General features: G+C 39.0%; 11 protein-coding genes. 9 read left to right on the top strand and 2 right to left on the bottom strand.

Annotated features, from left to right (window positions below; genetic code table 11):
* Positions 1-58: 58 nt before the first annotated feature.
* Positions 59-301, bottom strand: a complete 243-nt coding sequence (locus NRL14_RS08220) for a hypothetical protein (RefSeq protein WP_007375379.1) — start codon at positions 299-301, stop codon at positions 59-61.
* A gap of 241 nt (positions 302-542) precedes the next feature.
* Between NRL14_RS08220 and NRL14_RS08215 the strand changes: the two genes are divergently transcribed.
* Positions 543-1,088 (top strand): TIGR00645 family protein, encoded by a 546-nt coding sequence (locus NRL14_RS08215; RefSeq protein ID WP_007375378.1) that lies wholly within the window; start codon positions 543-545, stop codon positions 1,086-1,088.
* 92 nt (positions 1,089-1,180) lie between these two features.
* Here the strand turns inward: NRL14_RS08215 and NRL14_RS08210 are convergent, their stop codons facing one another.
* The gene (locus tag NRL14_RS08210) at positions 1,181-2,803 is read right to left on the bottom strand and encodes an alpha-glucosidase family protein (RefSeq protein ID WP_306724420.1); all 1,623 of its coding nucleotides are present in this window, start codon (positions 2,801-2,803) and stop codon (positions 1,181-1,183) included.
* Positions 2,804-3,463: 660 nt separating this feature from the next.
* Here NRL14_RS08210 and NRL14_RS08205 point away from each other — a divergent pair.
* The 8 genes from NRL14_RS08205 to NRL14_RS08170 all read left to right on the top strand — a co-directional run bounded on the left by NRL14_RS08205 (position 3,464) and on the right by NRL14_RS08170 (position 19,832).
* Positions 3,464-6,280 carry a TonB-dependent receptor gene (locus NRL14_RS08205; protein WP_306724419.1) on the top strand — a complete coding sequence of 939 codons (2,817 nt, stop codon included), beginning with the start codon at positions 3,464-3,466 and terminating at the stop codon, positions 6,278-6,280.
* A gap of 109 nt (positions 6,281-6,389) precedes the next feature.
* Entirely contained in the window at positions 6,390-7,883 is a 1,494-nt protein-coding gene (locus NRL14_RS08200; protein WP_149606084.1) for a tryptophan halogenase family protein, read from the top strand.
* Complete coding sequence (locus NRL14_RS08195) at positions 7,883-9,739, top strand: glycoside hydrolase family 13 protein (protein WP_149606085.1); 1,857 nt, start codon at positions 7,883-7,885, stop codon at positions 9,737-9,739. Before NRL14_RS08200 ends, NRL14_RS08195 begins: the two co-directional genes overlap by 1 nt.
* An 89-nt stretch (positions 9,740-9,828) precedes the next feature.
* Positions 9,829-11,688 (top strand): alpha-amylase family protein, encoded by a 1,860-nt coding sequence (locus NRL14_RS08190; protein WP_149606086.1) that lies wholly within the window; start codon positions 9,829-9,831, stop codon positions 11,686-11,688.
* Complete coding sequence (locus NRL14_RS08185) at positions 11,681-13,177, top strand: MFS transporter (RefSeq protein ID WP_149606087.1); 1,497 nt, start codon at positions 11,681-11,683, stop codon at positions 13,175-13,177. Before NRL14_RS08190 ends, NRL14_RS08185 begins: the two co-directional genes overlap by 8 nt.
* Positions 13,178-13,187: 10 nt before the next feature.
* Positions 13,188-15,596 (top strand): glycoside hydrolase family 15 protein, encoded by a 2,409-nt coding sequence (locus NRL14_RS08180; protein ID WP_306724418.1) that lies wholly within the window; start codon positions 13,188-13,190, stop codon positions 15,594-15,596.
* 673 nt (positions 15,597-16,269) lie between these two features.
* Positions 16,270-18,954, top strand: a complete 2,685-nt coding sequence (locus NRL14_RS08175) for a TonB-dependent receptor (protein WP_306724417.1) — start codon at positions 16,270-16,272, stop codon at positions 18,952-18,954.
* A gap of 104 nt (positions 18,955-19,058) precedes the next feature.
* Positions 19,059-19,832, top strand: coding sequence for a family 16 glycosylhydrolase (locus NRL14_RS08170; protein WP_007375369.1), 774 nt, complete (start codon positions 19,059-19,061; stop codon positions 19,830-19,832).
* The last annotated feature ends 125 nt before the right edge of the window (positions 19,833-19,957 follow it).

Here is a 19,957-nt window from a genome sequence, read left to right as displayed (position 1 = left end):
GCGCGATTTTATTATCGTTAAATAGACCACATATACAAGCAGATTGGTATGAATATTATTAAATTTTTACAGAAGATATTTTCTTGTATCCTTCTGATTCAAGTTCATCATTTACACACTTTAATACGTATGCATTTAGATCTTCATTACTTACGTCGTCATCTTTAGCCCAGTTAACACACATTTCTGTGTATTCTTTTATTGTTTCGGCTGAGGCGTTTGTCGCATCGTCTGCTACTGCGTAAGTTGCAGATACTGCAAATAAAGGTGCTACGATTAATGCTAGCAATGCTTTGTTCATTCGTTTATTCCTAAAAAAATGGTGTGACGACTGAATTACGCTATTTAAGTTGAAGCGTAAAACAATAGTGCCCAGTACAGAACAATTCTGTTGGTATGCTGATTTTTAAACGAAATTGAGATAAAAGATAACGAAATATTTTTATCGTGAAGATGAGTAATTCATCTATCGGTATTTTCACATCATTGTGTTGTTGTGAGTTATAAGCTAAGGTCGCTTTTTTAAATTAAAAGACCAAAAAATGTCATCACATACACCTCAAAAAAAGCCACGCCAAGCGAATAAATTAGAGCATGCGTTAGAATCTTTTATCTTTAAAGGACGTTGGCTTCTGGCCCCATTTTTTGTTGGTTTACTCTTTGCAGTTGTATTGTTACTAATAAAATTTTTTAAACAGCTTTATTTAATGGGTATTGCGACGTTTTCAGCAACTAATCAAGAATTACTTGTTGGCATTTTAACCTTAGTCGATACCGCACTATTAGCAGGGCTATTACTAATCATTACATTCAGCGGTTACGAAAACTTTGTTTCAAAGCTTGATATTGATAATCATGAAGACAGACCATCTTGGATGGGGAAAGTCGGTTTTTCAGGGCTAAAAATGAAACTAATAAGCGCAATCGTGGCTATTTCAGCTGTTGAATTATTAAAAGTATTTATTAACTCAGGTGCATACCCAAACGATGAATTACTGTGGAAGGTGATTATTCATGTTACGTTTGTTATGTCTGGTGTTCTATTTGCGCTAACTGATTACTTAAACAGTAAAACCCAAAGTCATTAGAAAAATTAAATGTACAAAAAAGCCCAAGTAATTTACTTGGGCTTTTTATGTTTAGAGCTTAGCTGTAACATTAAGTGTAACTATTGATGTCATTAACACTCTGCATAAAAGCAAGCGTAAGGCTCAAGCGTTAGTGTATCTTGGCTTAATTTTGCGCTGTGGTGGCAAAGCTCAGTGTATTCTTTAACGATTGATGTTGGCATATCAATACTTACTTGTTGAAAGCTTAGATTAAACATGCAAAGCATTCTTTGCGTTCCAAGGGTTCTATAAAAAGCAAGCACAGGCTCAGGCGTTTCAATAAACTCAATATCACCCTCAAGCAAAACCGTTTGCTTTTTTCGCCAGGTCATAAATTCACGGTAGGCATTTAAAATTGAGTTGTTATCATTTGTTTGCATCGCAACTGATTGTTTTTTGTGTGCATCATCTACTGGGAGCCAAGGCTTGGCTTCACTAAACCCAGCGTGCTGCGATCCAGTTTGCTCCCAAGGCATTGGCGTTCTACAGCCATCACGCCCTTTAAAGTTAGGCCAAAACGTTATGCCATACGGGTCTTGCAAGTCTTCAAAGGCAACACTTGCTTCACCTAACCCTAACTCTTCGCCTTGGTACATACACACGCTGCCACGAAGAGAAGCAAGTAGGGCGGTTAACATTTTACATTGCTGAGAGTTGATTTTGCCGTTTTCGCTCCAGCGGCTTGCTACGCGCTCTACATCATGGTTGCTAAATGCCCAGCATGGCCAGCCCTCAAGCATATGTTGTTCTAGGGTTTGAACCGTAGTTCTAATATATTCACTTGAATAATCATTTGTTAAAAGCTCAAAGCTATAACCCATATGCAGTTTGTCGCCGCCTTGAGTATATTCTGCCATAGTTGCTAATGAATCTTCTGACGATATTTCCCCAAGTGATACAGTACCTGGGTATTTATTAAGTAATGCACGAATATCTTGCATAAACTCAATGTTTTCTGGCTGAGTATTGTTGTAATAATGGTACTGAAACGCATACGGATTATCTTCACTAAAACCACGGCCTTGACGCTTATCTTTTGGTTTAGCTGGATTATCGCGTAGTCGTGCATCGTGATAACAAAAATTAATAGCATCGAGTCTAAAACCATCAACGCCTTTTTTAAGCCAAAACTCTACATTATCAAGCACTGCTTTTCTTACATCTGGATTATGAAAGTTAAGATCCGGTTGTTCGGTTAAAAAATTATGCAAGTAGTATTGCCCGCGACGAGGTTCCCACTGCCAAGCCCCACCACCAAAAATAGAAAGCCAGTTATTTGGCGCTGTACCATCTTCTTTTGCATCGGCCCAAACATACCAGTCGGCTTTATCGTTTATTAAATTATCGCGGCTATCTAAAAACCACTGATGTTGATCAGAGGTGTGACTTAATACCTGATCAATAATTATTTTAATATCACGATCATGGGCTTGGCTTATTAGCTCATCAAAATCATTTAAATCACCAAAAAGCGGGTCAATGTCGCGGTAGTCACTAATATCGTAGCCAAAGTCTTTCATTGGCGATTTGAAAAAAGGTGAAATCCAAATAGCATCAACGCCTAAGCTTTTAATGTAATCAATACGATTAATAATTCCTTTTAAATCACCAATACCATCGTTGTTGCTATCTTGAAAGCTACGCGGATAAACCTGATAAATAACCGCACCTTTATACCACTGCTTTTGGGTCATGCTTTTCTCCGTCATTCCACACAGTATTTAGACTATTCTTATTTGTGATTAAGATTAATCACGTTATTTGAAAAAGCATACGTGAAGCCTTGAACACTGTAAAAAGCCTGCATACGTATGCACTAAAATTAATACAATTAAATTATTAAAAATAAGTACTTAGGCATCATTAAAAATGTTCGATTTGTGTGTTTTTTTGTTTACCAATTATATAATTTAGCTATTTTCTTACTCGAACTAAACCTAATAGCTTGTCCTATAAGGGAAATATATTTTATGTTTCACCTTTAATGGTCTGACCAATTCAACACTTGGTTGATGCTTAATAGTTCTTATTTTCCATAGCGGTACTAATTAGTTTCACTTTGTTTACATCAAGGTCAGTGAGCTATTAACTGTTAATAGAGTAAATTTAACGAGCAATGTTTTACAATTGAATTTATTTGTTTTTATATGTAATTAAATCAATTGGTTAGTCTTTGTTTTTTCAAGTTTATGTTAATGTTAAATCCTTCTGTAACGGTTGAATACGTATGCATAAAGTTGTTAATAAAATAAAGCTGGCGTTAATATTCATCCTGACAACAAAATTAGCTCGCCTGTTTGACTATCACTCAAACAATGAATGCGGGTATCACAATATGGGTAACGGGAAACATTATGTCTATGTTCAAACCAAGTATATTAACTTTGGCATTAACAGCTGCAGGCTTATCAAGCTTTGCAACACTAGCTGCTCAAGAAAATACAATAAAAAAAGATGACGTAGAGGTTATCGAGGTTAAAGGCTTTCGTGGCAGCTTAATTGAATCTATAAACACTAAACGCTTTTCTACACAGGTTGTAGAATCTATTTCTGCAGAAGATATAGGTAAGCTACCTGATTCGTCTATTGCTGAGTCTATTGCACGTTTACCAGGTTTAACTGCACAACGTTTAGATGGCCGAGCAAGTCGTGTGAGTGTTCGTGGTTTCAGTGAAGATGAAAGTGCGACCACTTTTAATGGCCGTGAGCAAGTGTCTATTGGTGACAACCGAGGCGTAGAGTTTGATCTTTACCCATCTGAAATAATGAGCGGTGTTACTGTTTATAAAACACCTAATGCCAGTATTGAAGCCGAAGGTATTGCTGGTGTCATTGACATGCAAACGGTTAAGCCTTTAAGTAAAGGTGAACGTGTTGTTATGTTTAATGGTCAGCTTGAAAAAACAAGCTTTGACAAGTTAAACCCAGATGGCGATAACCAAGGTTTCCGCGGTACTTTTTCGTATATTGACCAATTTGCAGATGACACTATTGGTGTGGCATTCGCGTATAACAAAATGAGTTCTCCAAACCAAGAAAAGCGTTGGAATTCGTGGGGTTATCCTGATTACAGTGTTTCTGAAAATAAGCTTAAAGACGATACAACGGTTGGTCCATATAGCTCAATACTAGGTGGCGCTAAACCTTATGTGCGTTCATCTACATTAGATCGTGACTCAGCAATGCTTGTTATAGAAGCATCTCCGAATGATCGCTTGAATATGACATTCGATGCATTATATGTTGATTTTTCTGACGAAAGAATTTTACGCGGTATTGAAATTCCATTTGCATGGGGTCAAAGCAAAATAGAACCAAACAGTGTTACTGTAGACGAAGAATCTGGTTTTATTACTAGCGCTAAGCTGCAACAAGGACAACGTGTTGTTGTTCGAAATGATTATGAAGAACGTAATGCTGAACTAAAGCAATTCGGTTTTAATACAAAATACGATATTAATGATGCATGGTCTGTAGAGTTTGATGCAAGTGTATCTGAAGTAGAACGTCAGCTTTGGAGTATAGAAAGCTACTCAGGAACTGGTCGCGGAGACAGTAATGGTGTTGCTGATAACTTAGGTTATACCTTTAATGGTGGCAACACGGGCGCGCAATTTACCCATGAACTTGATTACAGTGACTATAACTTAATTCAACTAGGTGGACCGTTATCTTGGGGCGCAAGCTCTGCGTTAAATGATAAATACGGCCTAAATGATACGCCTTACCAAAATACAGCACAAGATGGCTTCATCAACGCACCAGAAATTAATGATGAGCTTCAAACATTAAAGTTAGCTGCTAGCAAAGTGCTTGAAAATGACTACATAAGCGCTATTAAATTTGGTATTTCGTACCGTGACCGTGAAAAAACTAAAAAGTCAGAAGGTTATTTTATGACTTTGAAAGATTTTTCACTTGATAACCCAGGAATGGTCTCAGTACCTGAAAAATACCGTTTGGGCACTGCAAGTTTAGACTTTATTGGTATGGGTAATATGATTGCTTATGACACTAATGGTCTGGTTAATGACGGTTACTACAATCTCCTACAAGAGAGCTTAACAGATCAAAAACATAAAACGCAGTCTTGGACAGTACAAGAACAAGTTACAGCTTTATTTTTGCAAGCAGATATTAATACTGAACTAGGTTCAATTCCTGTTTCAGGTAACGTTGGTGTGCGTTATGTTAAAACGGAACAATCATCACAAGGTTCTGCTGCGACGACCGAAAACGGTTTAGTTGTTGTATCTCCAACAGACATTAGCCATGATTACTCGCATGTATTACCTAGCTTAAACTTATCATTTGCAATAGATGAAGAACAAACGGTTCGTTTTGGTGCAGCTAAAACTATTTCACGTGCTCGTTTAGATGAAATGAACGCTTCTGTAAATGCAACATATAGCCCAACTCAAGACTCTAACGGTAATAACTGGAGTGTATCTGGTGGTAATCCGCAGCTTGAGCCTAAAGAAGCCACTGGTTTTGATTTAAGCTATGAAAACTATTTTCATGAAGAAGGTTATTTTGCAGCAGCGTATTTCTATAAAGATATTTCTACTTGGATTTTTGACGGTAACTACGCAATAGATATGACTGGTGTCGCTAATCCATCAACAGGTGAAATACCAGCAAATAGCCAAGGTTCTGGCTCAGGCAAAGTAAATGGTGGCGGAGGTGACCTTTGGGGTTACGAGCTATCTCTTTCTTTACCATTGAGTATATTTAGTTCATCACTGGAAGGCTTTGGCTTAATTGCCAGCCATACTGGTGTAGAGCAAGATATTGAAGATCAAAATGGGAATGAATATGAACTGCCAGGTTTATCAGAGAAGATCGATAGCTTAACTTTTTATTACGAAAGAAATGGCTTTCAAGCGCGTACAAGTATGCGTAAACGCTCTGACTTTAAAGGTAATGTTAACGGCTTAGGACTTGCAGCTACGCAAGTAGATATTAAAGGCGAAACAATTTGGGATATTCAAACTGGATATGATTTTGCTGAATCTGGCTTACAAGGTCTGGAAGGGTTATCTGTTACATTCCAAATTCAAAACTTAACCGAAGAGCCATTTACTTCGCTTTCGGGTGATAACAATTTACAAGTACGTGACTACCAAGATTACGGTCGCACTTACTTGTTAGGCTTTAGCTACAAGCTATAATAAAAATTGTGTGTAGAAGCCCTTGTGATTTATTTTACAAGGGCTTTTTTATAGCTACTTTACCTAACTTTTTAATCATACTTTGATTTAATAAAACGTGGATAATAAGATGAAATCAATAAAACACGTCGTGATCGCAGGCGGTGGTACCGCAGGTTGGATAACTGCAGCACTGCTTAATAAAGTGTTAGGTAAAGTAATTAATATCACATTGATAGAGTCATCATCTATTGGCACCGTGGGAGTTGGAGAAGCAACAATTCCGCCTATTATTTCACTTAATAACGCATTAGGCATTAACGAAAAAGAGTTTATAAACGAAACCAACGCAACAATTAAACTCGGTATTGAATTCGAAAACTGGAAAAAACCAACGCACAGTTATATGCATGCGTTTGGCCCGATTGGAAAAGACTTCCCGTTTTGCGACTTTTATAACTTTTGGTTAAAAGGTCGAATCACGGGTTGCGAAGACGATTTATGGGATTTTTCGTTAAATTACCAAGCCGCTAAACAGCATAAATTTGCTCCCTTAAACACAATACCCAATACCCAATTACCAGGGCTAAGTTACGCTTATCATTTTGACGCCACACTTTACGCTGAATATTTAAAAAAGCTGGCAATATCGCGCGGTGTAAAACACATTGATGCCAAAATTAGTGAGGTTACACAATGTTTAGCAACGGGTAATGTAGAAACACTCATACTCGATGATAATAAGCAAATCAACGGTGATTTATTTATAGATTGCACAGGGTTGCGTGCGTTGCTTATTGAGAAAACACTCAATACCGGATTTGTAGATTGGTCTCATTATTTACCATGCGATAGTGCCATCGCAGTACAAACAAAATCAAACGACGAATTAAAACCTTATACGCAATCAATTGCGCACAGTGCCGGTTGGCAGTGGCAAATTCCGTTACAAAGCCGAATAGGCAATGGCTTGGTTTATTGTAGTCGTTATTTATCGGATGAAGACGCAAAGGCGTTGTTGCTTAATAACTTACCGGCAGATCCAATAACAGAACCTAGATTTATTAAATTCAAAACAGGTAGACGTGTAAAACAATGGCATAAAAATGTAGTCGCGGTTGGTTTATCAAGTGGCTTTTTAGAGCCATTGGAATCTACAAGCATTCACCTAATTCAAAGCGCAGTTACACGGCTGATCAAATTATTTCCACACCATGGTATCAGCGATGCGTTAGCAAGCGAGTTTAATAAACAAAGCGTGACAGAAATAGAGCACATGCGCGATTTTATTATTTTGCATTACAAACTTACAGAGCGGGGCGACTCTGCATTTTGGCGTCAGTGTAAGCAAATGGAAATTCCCGACTCATTGGCTCATAAACTCAGTTTATTTAAACACACAGGCAAGGTAGTCCGTGAAAACGACGAGTTATTTGCTGAAGTTGCTTGGCAGCAAGTGTTTATAGGCCAGGGCCTTATCCCCGATGATTACAACAGTATTGTAGATTCACTCAGTAGTGAACAACTTAACGATTTATTTTCTACATTAAAAACGCTTATTACTTCAACGGTAGAGCAGTTACCCACTCATAAAGATTTTTTAAAAGAAATCAAAAAGGCCTAATGATGCGATTTTTAAACACACTTTTACTTGTAAGTGCATGTACCTTACCAACCATTAGCTATGCACTTGACGTTGAACCGGCCAATTGGTGGGTAGGTATGAATAAAAGCACTATAACCATCATGGTGCATGAAAAAAATATTTCTAACGAGCAAATTAAATTAGCTAAATACAATGGCGTTAAGTTAAATAAAATAACGCGTACAGATAACCCTAATTATGTATTTTTAAATATAACCATTTCCGATGCCGCTAAAGCGGGAACGCTTGAATTTAATAGCAGCGAAACGAACCAACGTTTTGAATTTCCGCTACTTGCACGTTATAAAAACAGTGCAAAGCGCCAAGGGTTTACATCAGCCGATACTCTTTATCTAATTAACCCCGATCGTTTTGCTAATGGTGATGAGCAAAACGATACTGTCCCTAGCATGCTAGAAGCCGCTGATCCTACTACAAAGGGCGGGCGACACGGTGGTGATATACAAGGTGTTATTAATGCATTGCCATATTTAAAAGATTTAGGTGTAACGCAGTTGTGGTTAACGCCGGTGCTTGAAAACAACATGCCCGATTACTCTTATCACGGTTATGCTATTACTGATTTTTATAACGTAGACCCACGCATGGGTTCTAATTCACTTTATAAATCGCTCTCAGTAAAGGCCAAAGAGCAGGGGATTGGTCTTGTAATGGATATGGTGCTTAATCACTTTGGTGCTGAGCATACATGGATGAAGGATAAACCGAGCAAAGATTGGATCAACTTTAATGGCGAATTTGAAAATGGTAAAAATGCGACAAGCCATGCCCGCCAAACAATTCAAGACCCACACGCAAGCGATTACGATAAACGCCAGTTTAACGATGGCTGGTTTGTAGCCAGCATGCCGGATTTAAACCAGCGCCAACCACTTTTAAGCGAATATTTAACTCAAAATGCGATTTGGTGGATTGAATACGCAGATTTAAGTGGTATTCGCGTTGATACTTACTCTTACTCAGATAAAGCATTTTTGAGCGATTGGACAAAAGCAATTATGCAAGAGTATCCGGATTTTAATATTGTAGGAGAAGAGTGGACCTCTAACCCTGCTATTGCCTCTTACTGGCAACGTGGTAAGCATAACCAAGATGGCTATACATCAAGCCTACCAAGCGTTATGGACTTTTCGTTGCAAGAGGCGGTAATTCAAGCGCTAAACGAAGATGAAAGTTGGAACACCGGTTGGGTTAAAGTATATGAATCGTTAGCTAATGATTTTTTATACCCTGATACCAATAACATTATGGTATTTGCAGATAATCACGATATGAGCCGCGTTTACACTGAACTTGGCCAAGACGAAGCCAAAACTAAAATGGCAATGACCTTGTTTTTAACCACACGAGGTATAGCCCAAATGTACTACGGTACGGAAGTGCTATTAGATAACACTCCAAGTAAAGACCATGGTGATATTAGAATAGACTTCCCAGGTGGATTTAAAGGCCAAACTCGTAACGCCTTTACGGGCGAGGGGCTAACAAAACAGCAAAAAGAGATGCATAAAACAATTAGCACCTTGCTTAACTTTAGAAAAGGCAGCAATGCGCTTGATAAAGGAAAGCTTGTACACTTTACGCCTCAACAAGGTGTGTATAGTTACGCGCGTATTAGCGACGAGCAAACTGTGTTGGTATTTATGAATAAAAACACAAAAGAGCTCACTAAGAATATTGAGTATATGCAGGAAGTAATACCAAAAAATACCAAAGCACTTAACTTATTCACCCACAAAACACAGGTGTTGGGTAATACAGTTGCTTTACCGGCAATGAGTGCAACGGTATTAATTATAAATACCTCTCAATAGTTTACCTGAATACGTATGCAGCAACTGTATGGTTGCTGCAGTAATCTTTAGTATAAAGTTAATAACAATACTGACAAAAAAGACACACAATGAAAAAATCAGTTTATGTACCCGCAGTACTGTGTAGTGCACTTATTGCTACAGGGTGTTCAGAAAATAACAAACCTGAACAACAGCAAACCCCCGCACACACACAAAATGAGCTTACCAAGCCGGTTGTATATCAAGTATTTACCCGTTTGTTTGGTAATACTGAAACTGCCAATGTGCCATGGGGCACTAAAGAGCAAAATGGTGTAGGTAAATTTGCCGACTTTAACGATGCAGCCCTAAAAGGCATTAAAGAGCTAGGTACCACGCACGTTTGGTATACCGGTGTGTTACACCATGCGTTAGTAGGCGATTATACCGACTACGGCATTTCGCAAGATGACCCCGATGTAGTAAAGGGCCGTGCAGGTTCACCGTACGCAATTAAGGATTACTACGATGTTAACCCCGACTTAGCCGTTAATGTGACGAACCGCATGGGAGAGTTTAGCCAGCTCATTGAGCGTACGCACAGCCATGGCATGAAAGTCATTATTGATATAGTGCCTAACCATGTTGCGCGACATTATCAATCATTAGGAAAGCCTAAAGGGGTTGAAGATTTTGGCGCGCAAGACGACACCAGTAAAACGTACGATAAAAACAACAATTTTTACTATGTGCCTGGGCAGTCATTTCAAGTGCCTACCTCTACAACCTATAAAGTGCTAGGCGGGAATGCTCATCCTCTTGTTGATGGTTTTTTTGATGAAACACCCGCCAAATGGACAGGTAATGGTGCTCGATCTCCAAAACCAGATATGAACGATTGGTACGAAACAGTAAAAGTGAATTACGGTATAAAGCCTGATGGCAGCTACGACTTTGTAGAGTTACCAAATGAATACAAAAATAAAGATTACCGTGCTCACTACGCGTTTTGGCAAGATAAAGAGCTCCCTAACAGCTGGTACAAATTTAGAGACATTGCGCTTTTTTGGTTAGATAAAGGTGTTGATGGCTTTAGGTACGACATGGCCGAAATGGTGCCGGTTGAATTTTGGAGCTTTTTAAACTCATCAATAAAAATGCAAAAACCTGATGCATTTTTACTTGCCGAAGTTTACAACCCAAAAATGTACCGTGCTTATATCCATCAAGGTAAAATGGACTATTTATACGATAAGGTCGGTTTTTACGATACCTTAAAAGCAATTATGCAAAGCAAGCAACCTGCAAACGCTATTTTTGATGCGCAGCAACAGGTTGCGGATATTGAACAGCACATGCTGCACTTTTTAGAAAATCACGATGAACAGCGTATCGCAAGCCCAGACTTTGCAGGCAAAGCCGTGTGGGGTAAACCAGCCATGGTGGTTTCAAACCTGATTAGCCGTGCACCCACCTTATTATATTTTGGCCAAGATGTAGGGGAGGATGGATCTGAATATGCAGGCTTTGGCTTACCAACCCGCACCAGTATTTTTGATTACATTGGCGTACCAGCGCATCAAGCATGGATGAATAGCGGTAAGTTTGACGGCGCTAATTTAACAAAAGAGCAAGTAGCACTTCGTGATTACTATAAAGCCATTCTGTCACTTAATAGTTTACCTGCAGTGGTGGGCGGTGAAATGAGTGAGCTTAGCATTACAGGAAGTGAGCGAGTTATAGGCTTTACCCGCAAACTTGGCCAACAAATGCTTTACGTATTAAGTAACTTTAGCGAACAATCTCAAACAATTACGGTTAATTTATCAAAAGTGCAATTAGCGGGACTCAGCGAATACACTCAATTGCATGACTTACTTGAGCAGCATAGCACCGAGATTACATCAGGGTCTCAAGGCGCAACCTTCACACTTACACTTGATGCATTTAGCAGCGCAGTATTAACAAATAAGGCTAATAATGAATAATCAAAATAATAGCGACAAGCCAACTCTAAGCTTTTGGCAAATATGGAACATGTGTTTTGGCTTTTTAGGCATACAGTTTGGTTTTGCCCTGCAAAACGGTAACGTGAGCCGAATATTTCAAACCCTTGGCGCACAAGTGGATGATATTCCTATTTTATGGGTAGCAGCACCGCTAACCGGTTTAATTGTGCAACCTATTATTGGTTATTGGAGTGATAAAACGTGGTGTCGTTTTGGTCGTCGTCGTCCATTTTTCTTTTTGGGTGCAATATTAACAACCATTGCATTGTTTATTATGCCGCATTCGGCAACATTGTGGATTGCTGCTGGTATGTTGTGGATTATGGATGCGTCAATTAACGTAACCATGGAACCATTTAGAGCGCTTGTAGGCGATAACTTGCCAGAAAAACAACGCGCTACCGGTTACGGGTTACAAAGTTTTTTTATTGGTATAGGTGCAGTTTTGGCATCAGCACTGCCATGGATGATGACAAATTGGTTTGATGTGAGTAACACGGCAGCTATTGGTGAAATACCAGACTCAGTTAAGTACTCATTTTACTGGGGTGGCGTTGTTTTACTAGCTGCTGTGTTGTGGACTGTTGCAAAAACAAAAGAATACACACCTGAGCAATTAGCTAAATTTGAGGCACAAAAAGGGCCAGTTGTAACGGCTGAGATTGCTGATATTAACTACAATAAAGGCGGCATTATATTTGTTGTATTAGGCCTTGCAACACTTGCCCTAGTGATGGGCTTAGCGCTTGAAAAAGAACTTTATTTATTAGCGGGTGGCTTACTTGCCTTTGGCATTGTGCAGTGGATTGCTGGTTTATTAAAAGCTAAAAATCACACTCAAGGGGGCTTTTATCAAGTAGTGCAAGATGTATTTACAATGCCAACTGCGATGAAGCAATTAGCTTGGGTGCAATTTTTTAGTTGGTTTACCTTATTTGCGATGTGGATTTATACCACGTCGGCAGTAACAAGCTTTCATTATGGGAGTAGCGATACAACATCAAAAGCGTTTAACGATGGCGCTGATTGGGTCGGTATTTTATTTGCGGCTTACAATGGATTCGCTGCTATTGCCGCAATGTGCATTCCATTCTTAGTTAAAAAAATGGGCTTAAAAGGCGCGCATTGTTTTAACTTATTACTAGGCGCATTAGGCCTTGCCAGCTTTATGTTTATAACAGACCCCAAAATGCTGCTTATTCCTATGATTGGTGTTGGTTTTGCGTGGGCTTCAATATTGTCACTGCCTTATGCAATGCTAAGTAACTCATTACCGAGTAATAAAATGGGTGTTTATATGGGAATATTTAACTTCTTTATTGTTATTCCACAGCTACTTGCAGCCAGTATTTTAGGGCTTATTTTGAGTCATGTGTTTTCTAATCAGCCCATTTACGCTTTGTTAATTGGTGCTGCGTCATTTGTATTAGCAGCCATTGCTGTTATGCGCGTTAAAAATTCTAATTAAGAGTAAAAAAATGAAAAACTATAACCTAATTACTATTTCATTATTAGCACTTGGATTAACTGCATGCGGTGCTCAAAATACGAATCAGTCACAAACAGTACAAACATCTAAAACAACTGCGCCTGGTGCTCCGGGCAGCGACCCGTTTTGGTCATACGCAGGTAAAACAGGGATTGGCACATCGTACGAGCAATACCAAAATGGTCATTACACAAGTGATGCACCAACAGGGGTAGTATCAAAAGTCTGGTTTTCAATTGCTAAAGGCATGATCACCGAAACTATGTTTGGCCTTATTCATCAAGCACAAATAAAAGATATGCAATTTGTGGTAACAGGAAAAGACTTTACTGTTAGCGAAGCAGACGATCTTGATGTCACTATTGATTATCTATACAAAGACGAGCAAGGCCGTCCGTTATCACTTGCTTATAAAATAGTAAGTAAAGATAAACAAGGCAGATTCACTCTTGAAAAACACGTTTTTACCGATCCTGATGGGCAAAGTTTATTTGTTCGTAGCGTGTTTAATACCGACCTTAAAGACGTTAAAGCCTATGTTGTGGTAAATCCATATATTGATAATAACGGCCTTGATGATTTTGCAAAAACTACCGAGCAAGGTTTAGTTGCTTGGCAAGGTGACAACTACTTAACATTGCAAGCAAATACTGAATTTGGCGCAAAAACGGTTGGCTTTACGGGTGTAAGCGATGGTTTGGATGAGCTTAAAAAGTCACAAGCATTAAATACCAGCTATAGCAATACTGGTGAGCAGTCAGGTAATGTCAGTTTACTTGCTGAGCTTGGCAATATTGAAAGTAATACCACGTTTGATTTAGTACTGAGCTTTGCACATAACGAGCAACAAAGTGCAGAGCAGGGCGCCCAAACATTAGCAAAAGGTTATCAAAGTGTACTTGATAACTACAATGGTAAAGGTACGGCATTTGGTTGGCAAGATTACCTACAAAGCCTTACACCTATTAATAAAATGTCGGGGCAAACGGCCGATAACGGTAAGTTACTTTATACCAGCGCAATGGTATTAAAAGCACAAGAAGACAAAACACACGCAGGTGCGCTTATTGCGTCGTTGTCTAATCCGTGGGGCGAAACCGTATCGGCTAAAACAGGCTCAACTGGTTATAAAGCCGTGTGGGTACGAGATTTCTACCAAGTAGCTATGGCATTTATGGCACTGGGTGATACAGCTACAGCAAAAATAGCATTCGAATACCTTGAAAAAGTTCAAGTTAATAGCAAAACGCCAGGTAACAATGGCGATACAGGCTGGTTTTTACAAAAAACACATGTCGATGGCGAACTAGAATGGGTGGGTGTACAGCTTGATCAAACTGCGATGCCAATTATGCTTGCGTGGAAATTACACCAAGCAAATGTACTTAGTGATGCCGAGCTTAAAGACTGGTACGCACGTATGTTAAAACCAGCGGCGGATTTTTTAGTCGAGGGCGGCCTTGCTAAAATTTTGTGGAACGACACGCAAATTACACCACCGGCAACACAACAAGAGCGCTGGGAAGAGCAAAGCGGTTATTCGCCTTCAACTACAGCCGCAATAGTAGCAGGCCTTGTTACAGCCAGTGATATAGCAGCGCTTAGTGGCGATGATAAAAACGCACAGCGCTACCTAGCTACGGCTAAAAAGTATAACAACGATATTGAATCGCAAATGTTTACCACCGAGGGTAACTTAAAAGGCGAAGATAGTGATGGTGAATACTTTATTCGTATAGGCCAAGATACCGATGCAAAATCAGACACTAAAATTAACGCTAATAATGGCCGTGAAGGTTTTAACAAAAAGCAAATTTTAGATGGTGGGTTTTTAGAACTAGTACGCTATGGCGTACGTGGCGCAAACGATGAAAGCATTGTTAAAACACTACCTGAGTACGATGACGAAACGCTTGAAGATAACCTACAAGTTAAATACAGCTTTAGCTTTGACGACGGCAGCGGCACATTTACAGGCTACCGTCGCTACGGTAATGATGGCTACGGCGAAGATGAAGTAACCGGTACTAATTACGCAGAGGGTGGCAGTAATACACCAGGCCAACGTGGTCGTGTATGGCCGTTTTTCACCGGTGAGCGTGGTCACTATGAAATAGCTGCAGCTAATGCGAACAACGCTCTGGATGATGCTAAACAAGCGCAAATTAAAAACAGCTATGTTAAAGGCTTAGAGCAATTTGCCAATGAAGGCATGATGTTACCAGAGCAAGTATGGGACGGCGTTGGTGTAAACAAAGCAGGTTATACACTGGGCGAAGGGACTAATTCAGCAACACCTCTAGCTTGGACACACGCAGAATACATTAAGCTGGTACGCTCACTCAGTGATAAACAAGTATGGGATCACTACCCAGTTGTTAAAAAAGCACTAAAATAGTAATTTTCATATTTTTAAATTTAAAAGCCATGGTTTATAACCATGGCTTTTTAGTATCTGTGACTTAAGAGTTGTTAAGCTGACCTCCTTGCTTTTAGTTCATCAAATCTGATTATCCATAAAGCGTATGTTCACCTCAATCGGAACACTTTTATTGTGGCTGGTTGATCTTTCAGGATTTAAATGTGTTTTATCTAAATGCGGCTTAACCGAGGCGTAAGGTGTGTAACCGAATGGAGCTGGTAACGGCTCCTGCGCTAATATAATGACTTACATCGCCTATGGTGAATAACCTCGACCCATAAGCGCCAATTTGCGTAAAACCAGACATACTGCTGTAAATTTAACCTCGAAAGGTAAATAGGCTCTAGTTAATTTATATCTATTTAACCTGAATTCTGGTTAAGAGATTTATGAACATATTGAACCACAATGATAGTTAAACTTATTTATCTCAAGCAGTTATTATCCAAAGTTCAGGTTATTTAATAATGATAAATATGACAACTTAATTTTTATTTACGTGTAATTTACTCGGGTTGTATTGCCAGTGCTTCGCTTTACCGTATTAGGGTAGTCAATGGGTGTAACTAATTTGTAACCTGTTAACAGGTAGTAAATAAAGCTGTTTTACATGCCTCTGACAACCCACACAAATTGAAAGGTGATACCCGTGCAAAAAATAAACACAATAACTTTGGCAATCGCACTTGCTTGTTCGTTGCCTAGTATTGCTCAAGAGTCTTTAGCAGATCAAAGCAATAGTAACGAGGTTAAAAAAAATGACACTGCATTAGAAGTTATATCGGTAACGGCGACTAAGCGTAAAACAAGGTTAATGGAAACACCCGTCGCAATTACAGCGTTAACATCGGCACAATTAAAACAAAGTGGTGTTAATAATATAAGGGATATAGCAAATCTTGTACCTGGGCTTGATATATCAGCGGCAACAGATCAATCAGCACCAGTTATATCTATGCGAGGCGTGCGCTCTACCAATATTACTGAACTTGGCGACCCTGCTGTTGGCGTGCATTTAGATGGAATTTATTCACCAAGAATGCAAGGTGCTTTAGCATTAATGTACGATGTTGAGCGTATTGAAGCACTACGTGGACCACAAGGTACGCTGTTTGGCAGAAATTCGACCGTTGGTAGCATTAATGTTATTTCTGCAAAACCTGATTTTACTGATGATTATGGTAGTGTAACGTTAGAAGCGGGCAAATATAATACACGCAGTGCGGAAGGTTTTTATAACTTTTCAGTTAGCGACGATTTTGCGGTCCGTATTGCAGCTAAAGGGTTAAAACGTGATTCTTATTTGGAAGGTTATTACGATCCTAACCAATACGATACTCGCAGATTAAGTGATGCAGTACTAAATACAGACGTTATTTCACAAGATTCATATCAAAACATTGGCAGTACACTTACTCAACGAGAGAATTGGTGGATAGATGCAGCTGGTACCAACCCAGAGTCGCAGCAAGTTCGCGCGTTAACAGAAGCTGACAAATCAGATTTTTATAATAGTGCTAATGAGTATTCATTTAGAGTAAGTACGTTATGGTCGCCTTTAGATGGTAATTTCACCAACCATACCGTATTTCAAAAATATGTTAACGACAGTGGTAATAATGTTGATTTGGTAAACTGCGATAAATTACGAGGTCGCCCAACAGAGTACGGTGGCGATTGTTCAAACTTTTTACCTTCAGATAATACATATCAAGCGGTTGTGAATGTACCCGGTGAACTTAAATTAGATATAACGTATTTACGTAACACTCTTAATTATGCATTAACAGACGATCTTGATTTAGTGTGGTTAGTGGGCTTTGAAGACATGGAGCGCTCTTCAAAGCAAGATAGCGAAGCGGGTTTAGATGTTTGGGATGGTGCAACTTATTTTTTAGACGGTACTGGCGCTAAATCTTATTCTACAGAGCTGCAACTACAATCATCAGATATGACTGACCTTACTTGGATTGTGGGCGTTAACTATTTTCACGAAAAAACCACAACGCTCGGGTATTACGATAATCCAATGGACGATAAAGTATTTTGGGATCAACCTGATAGATCAACCGATGCATTCGCATTTTTTGCACAAGCTACGTATAAAATAACCCCCAAACTGCACGCCACACTGGGGTATCGCTTTAGTGATGAAACAAAAGAAGATAAAGGCGGGCGCTCTTATCGTTGCTCAAATGCAGATGGCTGCGCGCCGGGTTGGTTTAATCGTACTGATTTAAATAACTTGCCAGCAGATTACTTTGAAGATCCTACTATTTACGCATCATTTTTTGAAAATGACAACAAAGGCAGTTGGACGCACCATGACTTTAGAGTGGGTTTAGATTACGACTTGAGCCCCGATACAATGCTTTATACTTATTTAGCAAGCGGCTTTAAAGCCGGTGGTATTGGCGATGTGTTTGAAGTAGTAAACGATAGAACCTCTGAAGTAAATCGATTCGAAACGCAATTTGATCCAGAAGAAGTATTAACATGGGAAATAGGCGCTAAATCGAGCTTTTTTGATAACTCGTTAAATCTACAAGCTGCATTTTTCTACACAGATTACACAGACATGCAGTATGCATCTGTTGGTTCTATTGGTAACGTTGAGCGTCTTTCTGCTGTTGAGGATAATGATGGCAGGCCTATTTTGGATGGCTCAGGAAACCCTGTATTAGATTACATAAATCAGCCTGTTATAGCGTATTACACACAAAATGTACCTGGTTCTACTATTAAAGGAATTGAGCTCGAATTTGATTGGAAGCCATATCCAAACGGTCGAATTACGGGATATGTAACCTGGACAGAGGCTCAAGTAACAGACGATTGGTTTACAAAGTGGGACTACGATGCTGAGTATTTATTTGATATTTCTTATGAGGACTCACTCAATCCTGAAAATCCTTTGTTACAAACTAATTTAAAAGGCAATGTCTTGGCGATGACGCCTAAATTTACTGCTAATTTAAGTTACACGCATAGTTTTGATTTTGGTGAATACGGGTTTATACACAGCTGGTTTAATGTAAGTTGGAAGGATAAATCATATTCAACAGTTTGGAACGTTGATAAACACCTCGATGATATGGAGTTTGCCATCTCTGATGAAGCAACGCGTTATATAGATGACTCCCGTGATAGCTTTGCAATGTTTAATGCCTCTTTAAAATATGAACCGCAAAGCCAAAAATGGTTTGCAGAAGCGTTCATTAGTAACGCCAGTGACGAAACTGTTCAGCATTGGAACAGTACCTCTAAAGGCTTTGCTAAAGGCAGTTTTGGTATGCCTAGGTACTATGGTGCAAAAGTAGGGTTTAACTTTTAACCTATAGTGTTAAATATAGTATTAAAACGTACGTCCTGTGCTTTAAGCGGTTGTGTAATTGCAGTATTTGACGTGCATTTAAATCTTAATAGAGATCATTAAATATGTATAAAAAAATAGTCGTATTCATTTTACTAAGTGCGTTGTTAGTACCTGATGTACTAGCAAATAGTTTTAAAGATAATTTTACATGGGGTTTTGATTCATCAATATGGACACCCAGATCAGGCGATAATGGCAGCCCATTTGGCTGTACATTTGAACCAGGTCTAATCTCACCAAGCTCACATGGCATAACACTGGTAGTTGATAACAACAAATGTGCTGAGCTACAAAGTACAAATACGATAACCTATGGCAAAGTACAAGGAGCATTAAAAACAGGGAATACCCCAGGGACTGTATCATCTATTTTCACCTATACCTCATGGTTTGATGAGCCAGGACGGGCTTGGCAAGAAATTGATATTGAATTTTTACCTTCACTTGGCAATGTCGTTCATACCAATATTATTTATCAGCCAAATGGCGGGGTATATCAAAGTTGGGAAGAAGATATTGATTTAGCACAGTTTGGAGTAAACATTCAAAATGAGTTAGTAGAAATAGGATTTGAGTGGAGTGTAAATCAAATACGCTGGTTTATTTATAATAGCCAAGGTACAGAGCAAACAATTCGCGTTATGTATAAAGACAATGGTGATGGCAATTTAACAAATAACGAAATTCCTGCTTATGCATGGCCGGTTGATAACACCAAGTTGATGATTAATCACTGGCATGGTGATAACTCAGAGCAAGCTTATTATTTTCCAGGTCAGTATTATCAAAGCTCTGCTTGGGCATACTATGACTTCATTCAGTACACGGCTAACTAATTAAGCTCACTTTGTCGTTCTACAGTACTTTGTTTAATTGATCACTACATTAAACGTTGTGTGGTTCGTTTTTTATTACGGCTAATTAACCTGAACTCTGGATAATAAACCTATCTTGAGCAGCT

The sequence above is a fragment of the Pseudoalteromonas sp. 20-92 genome, from assembly GCF_030847595.1.
GTDB classification, from domain to species: domain Bacteria; phylum Pseudomonadota; class Gammaproteobacteria; order Enterobacterales; family Alteromonadaceae; genus Pseudoalteromonas; species Pseudoalteromonas fuliginea.
Note: the sequence above shows the minus strand (reverse complement) of the source record. Positions and strands in the feature narration are given on the sequence as shown.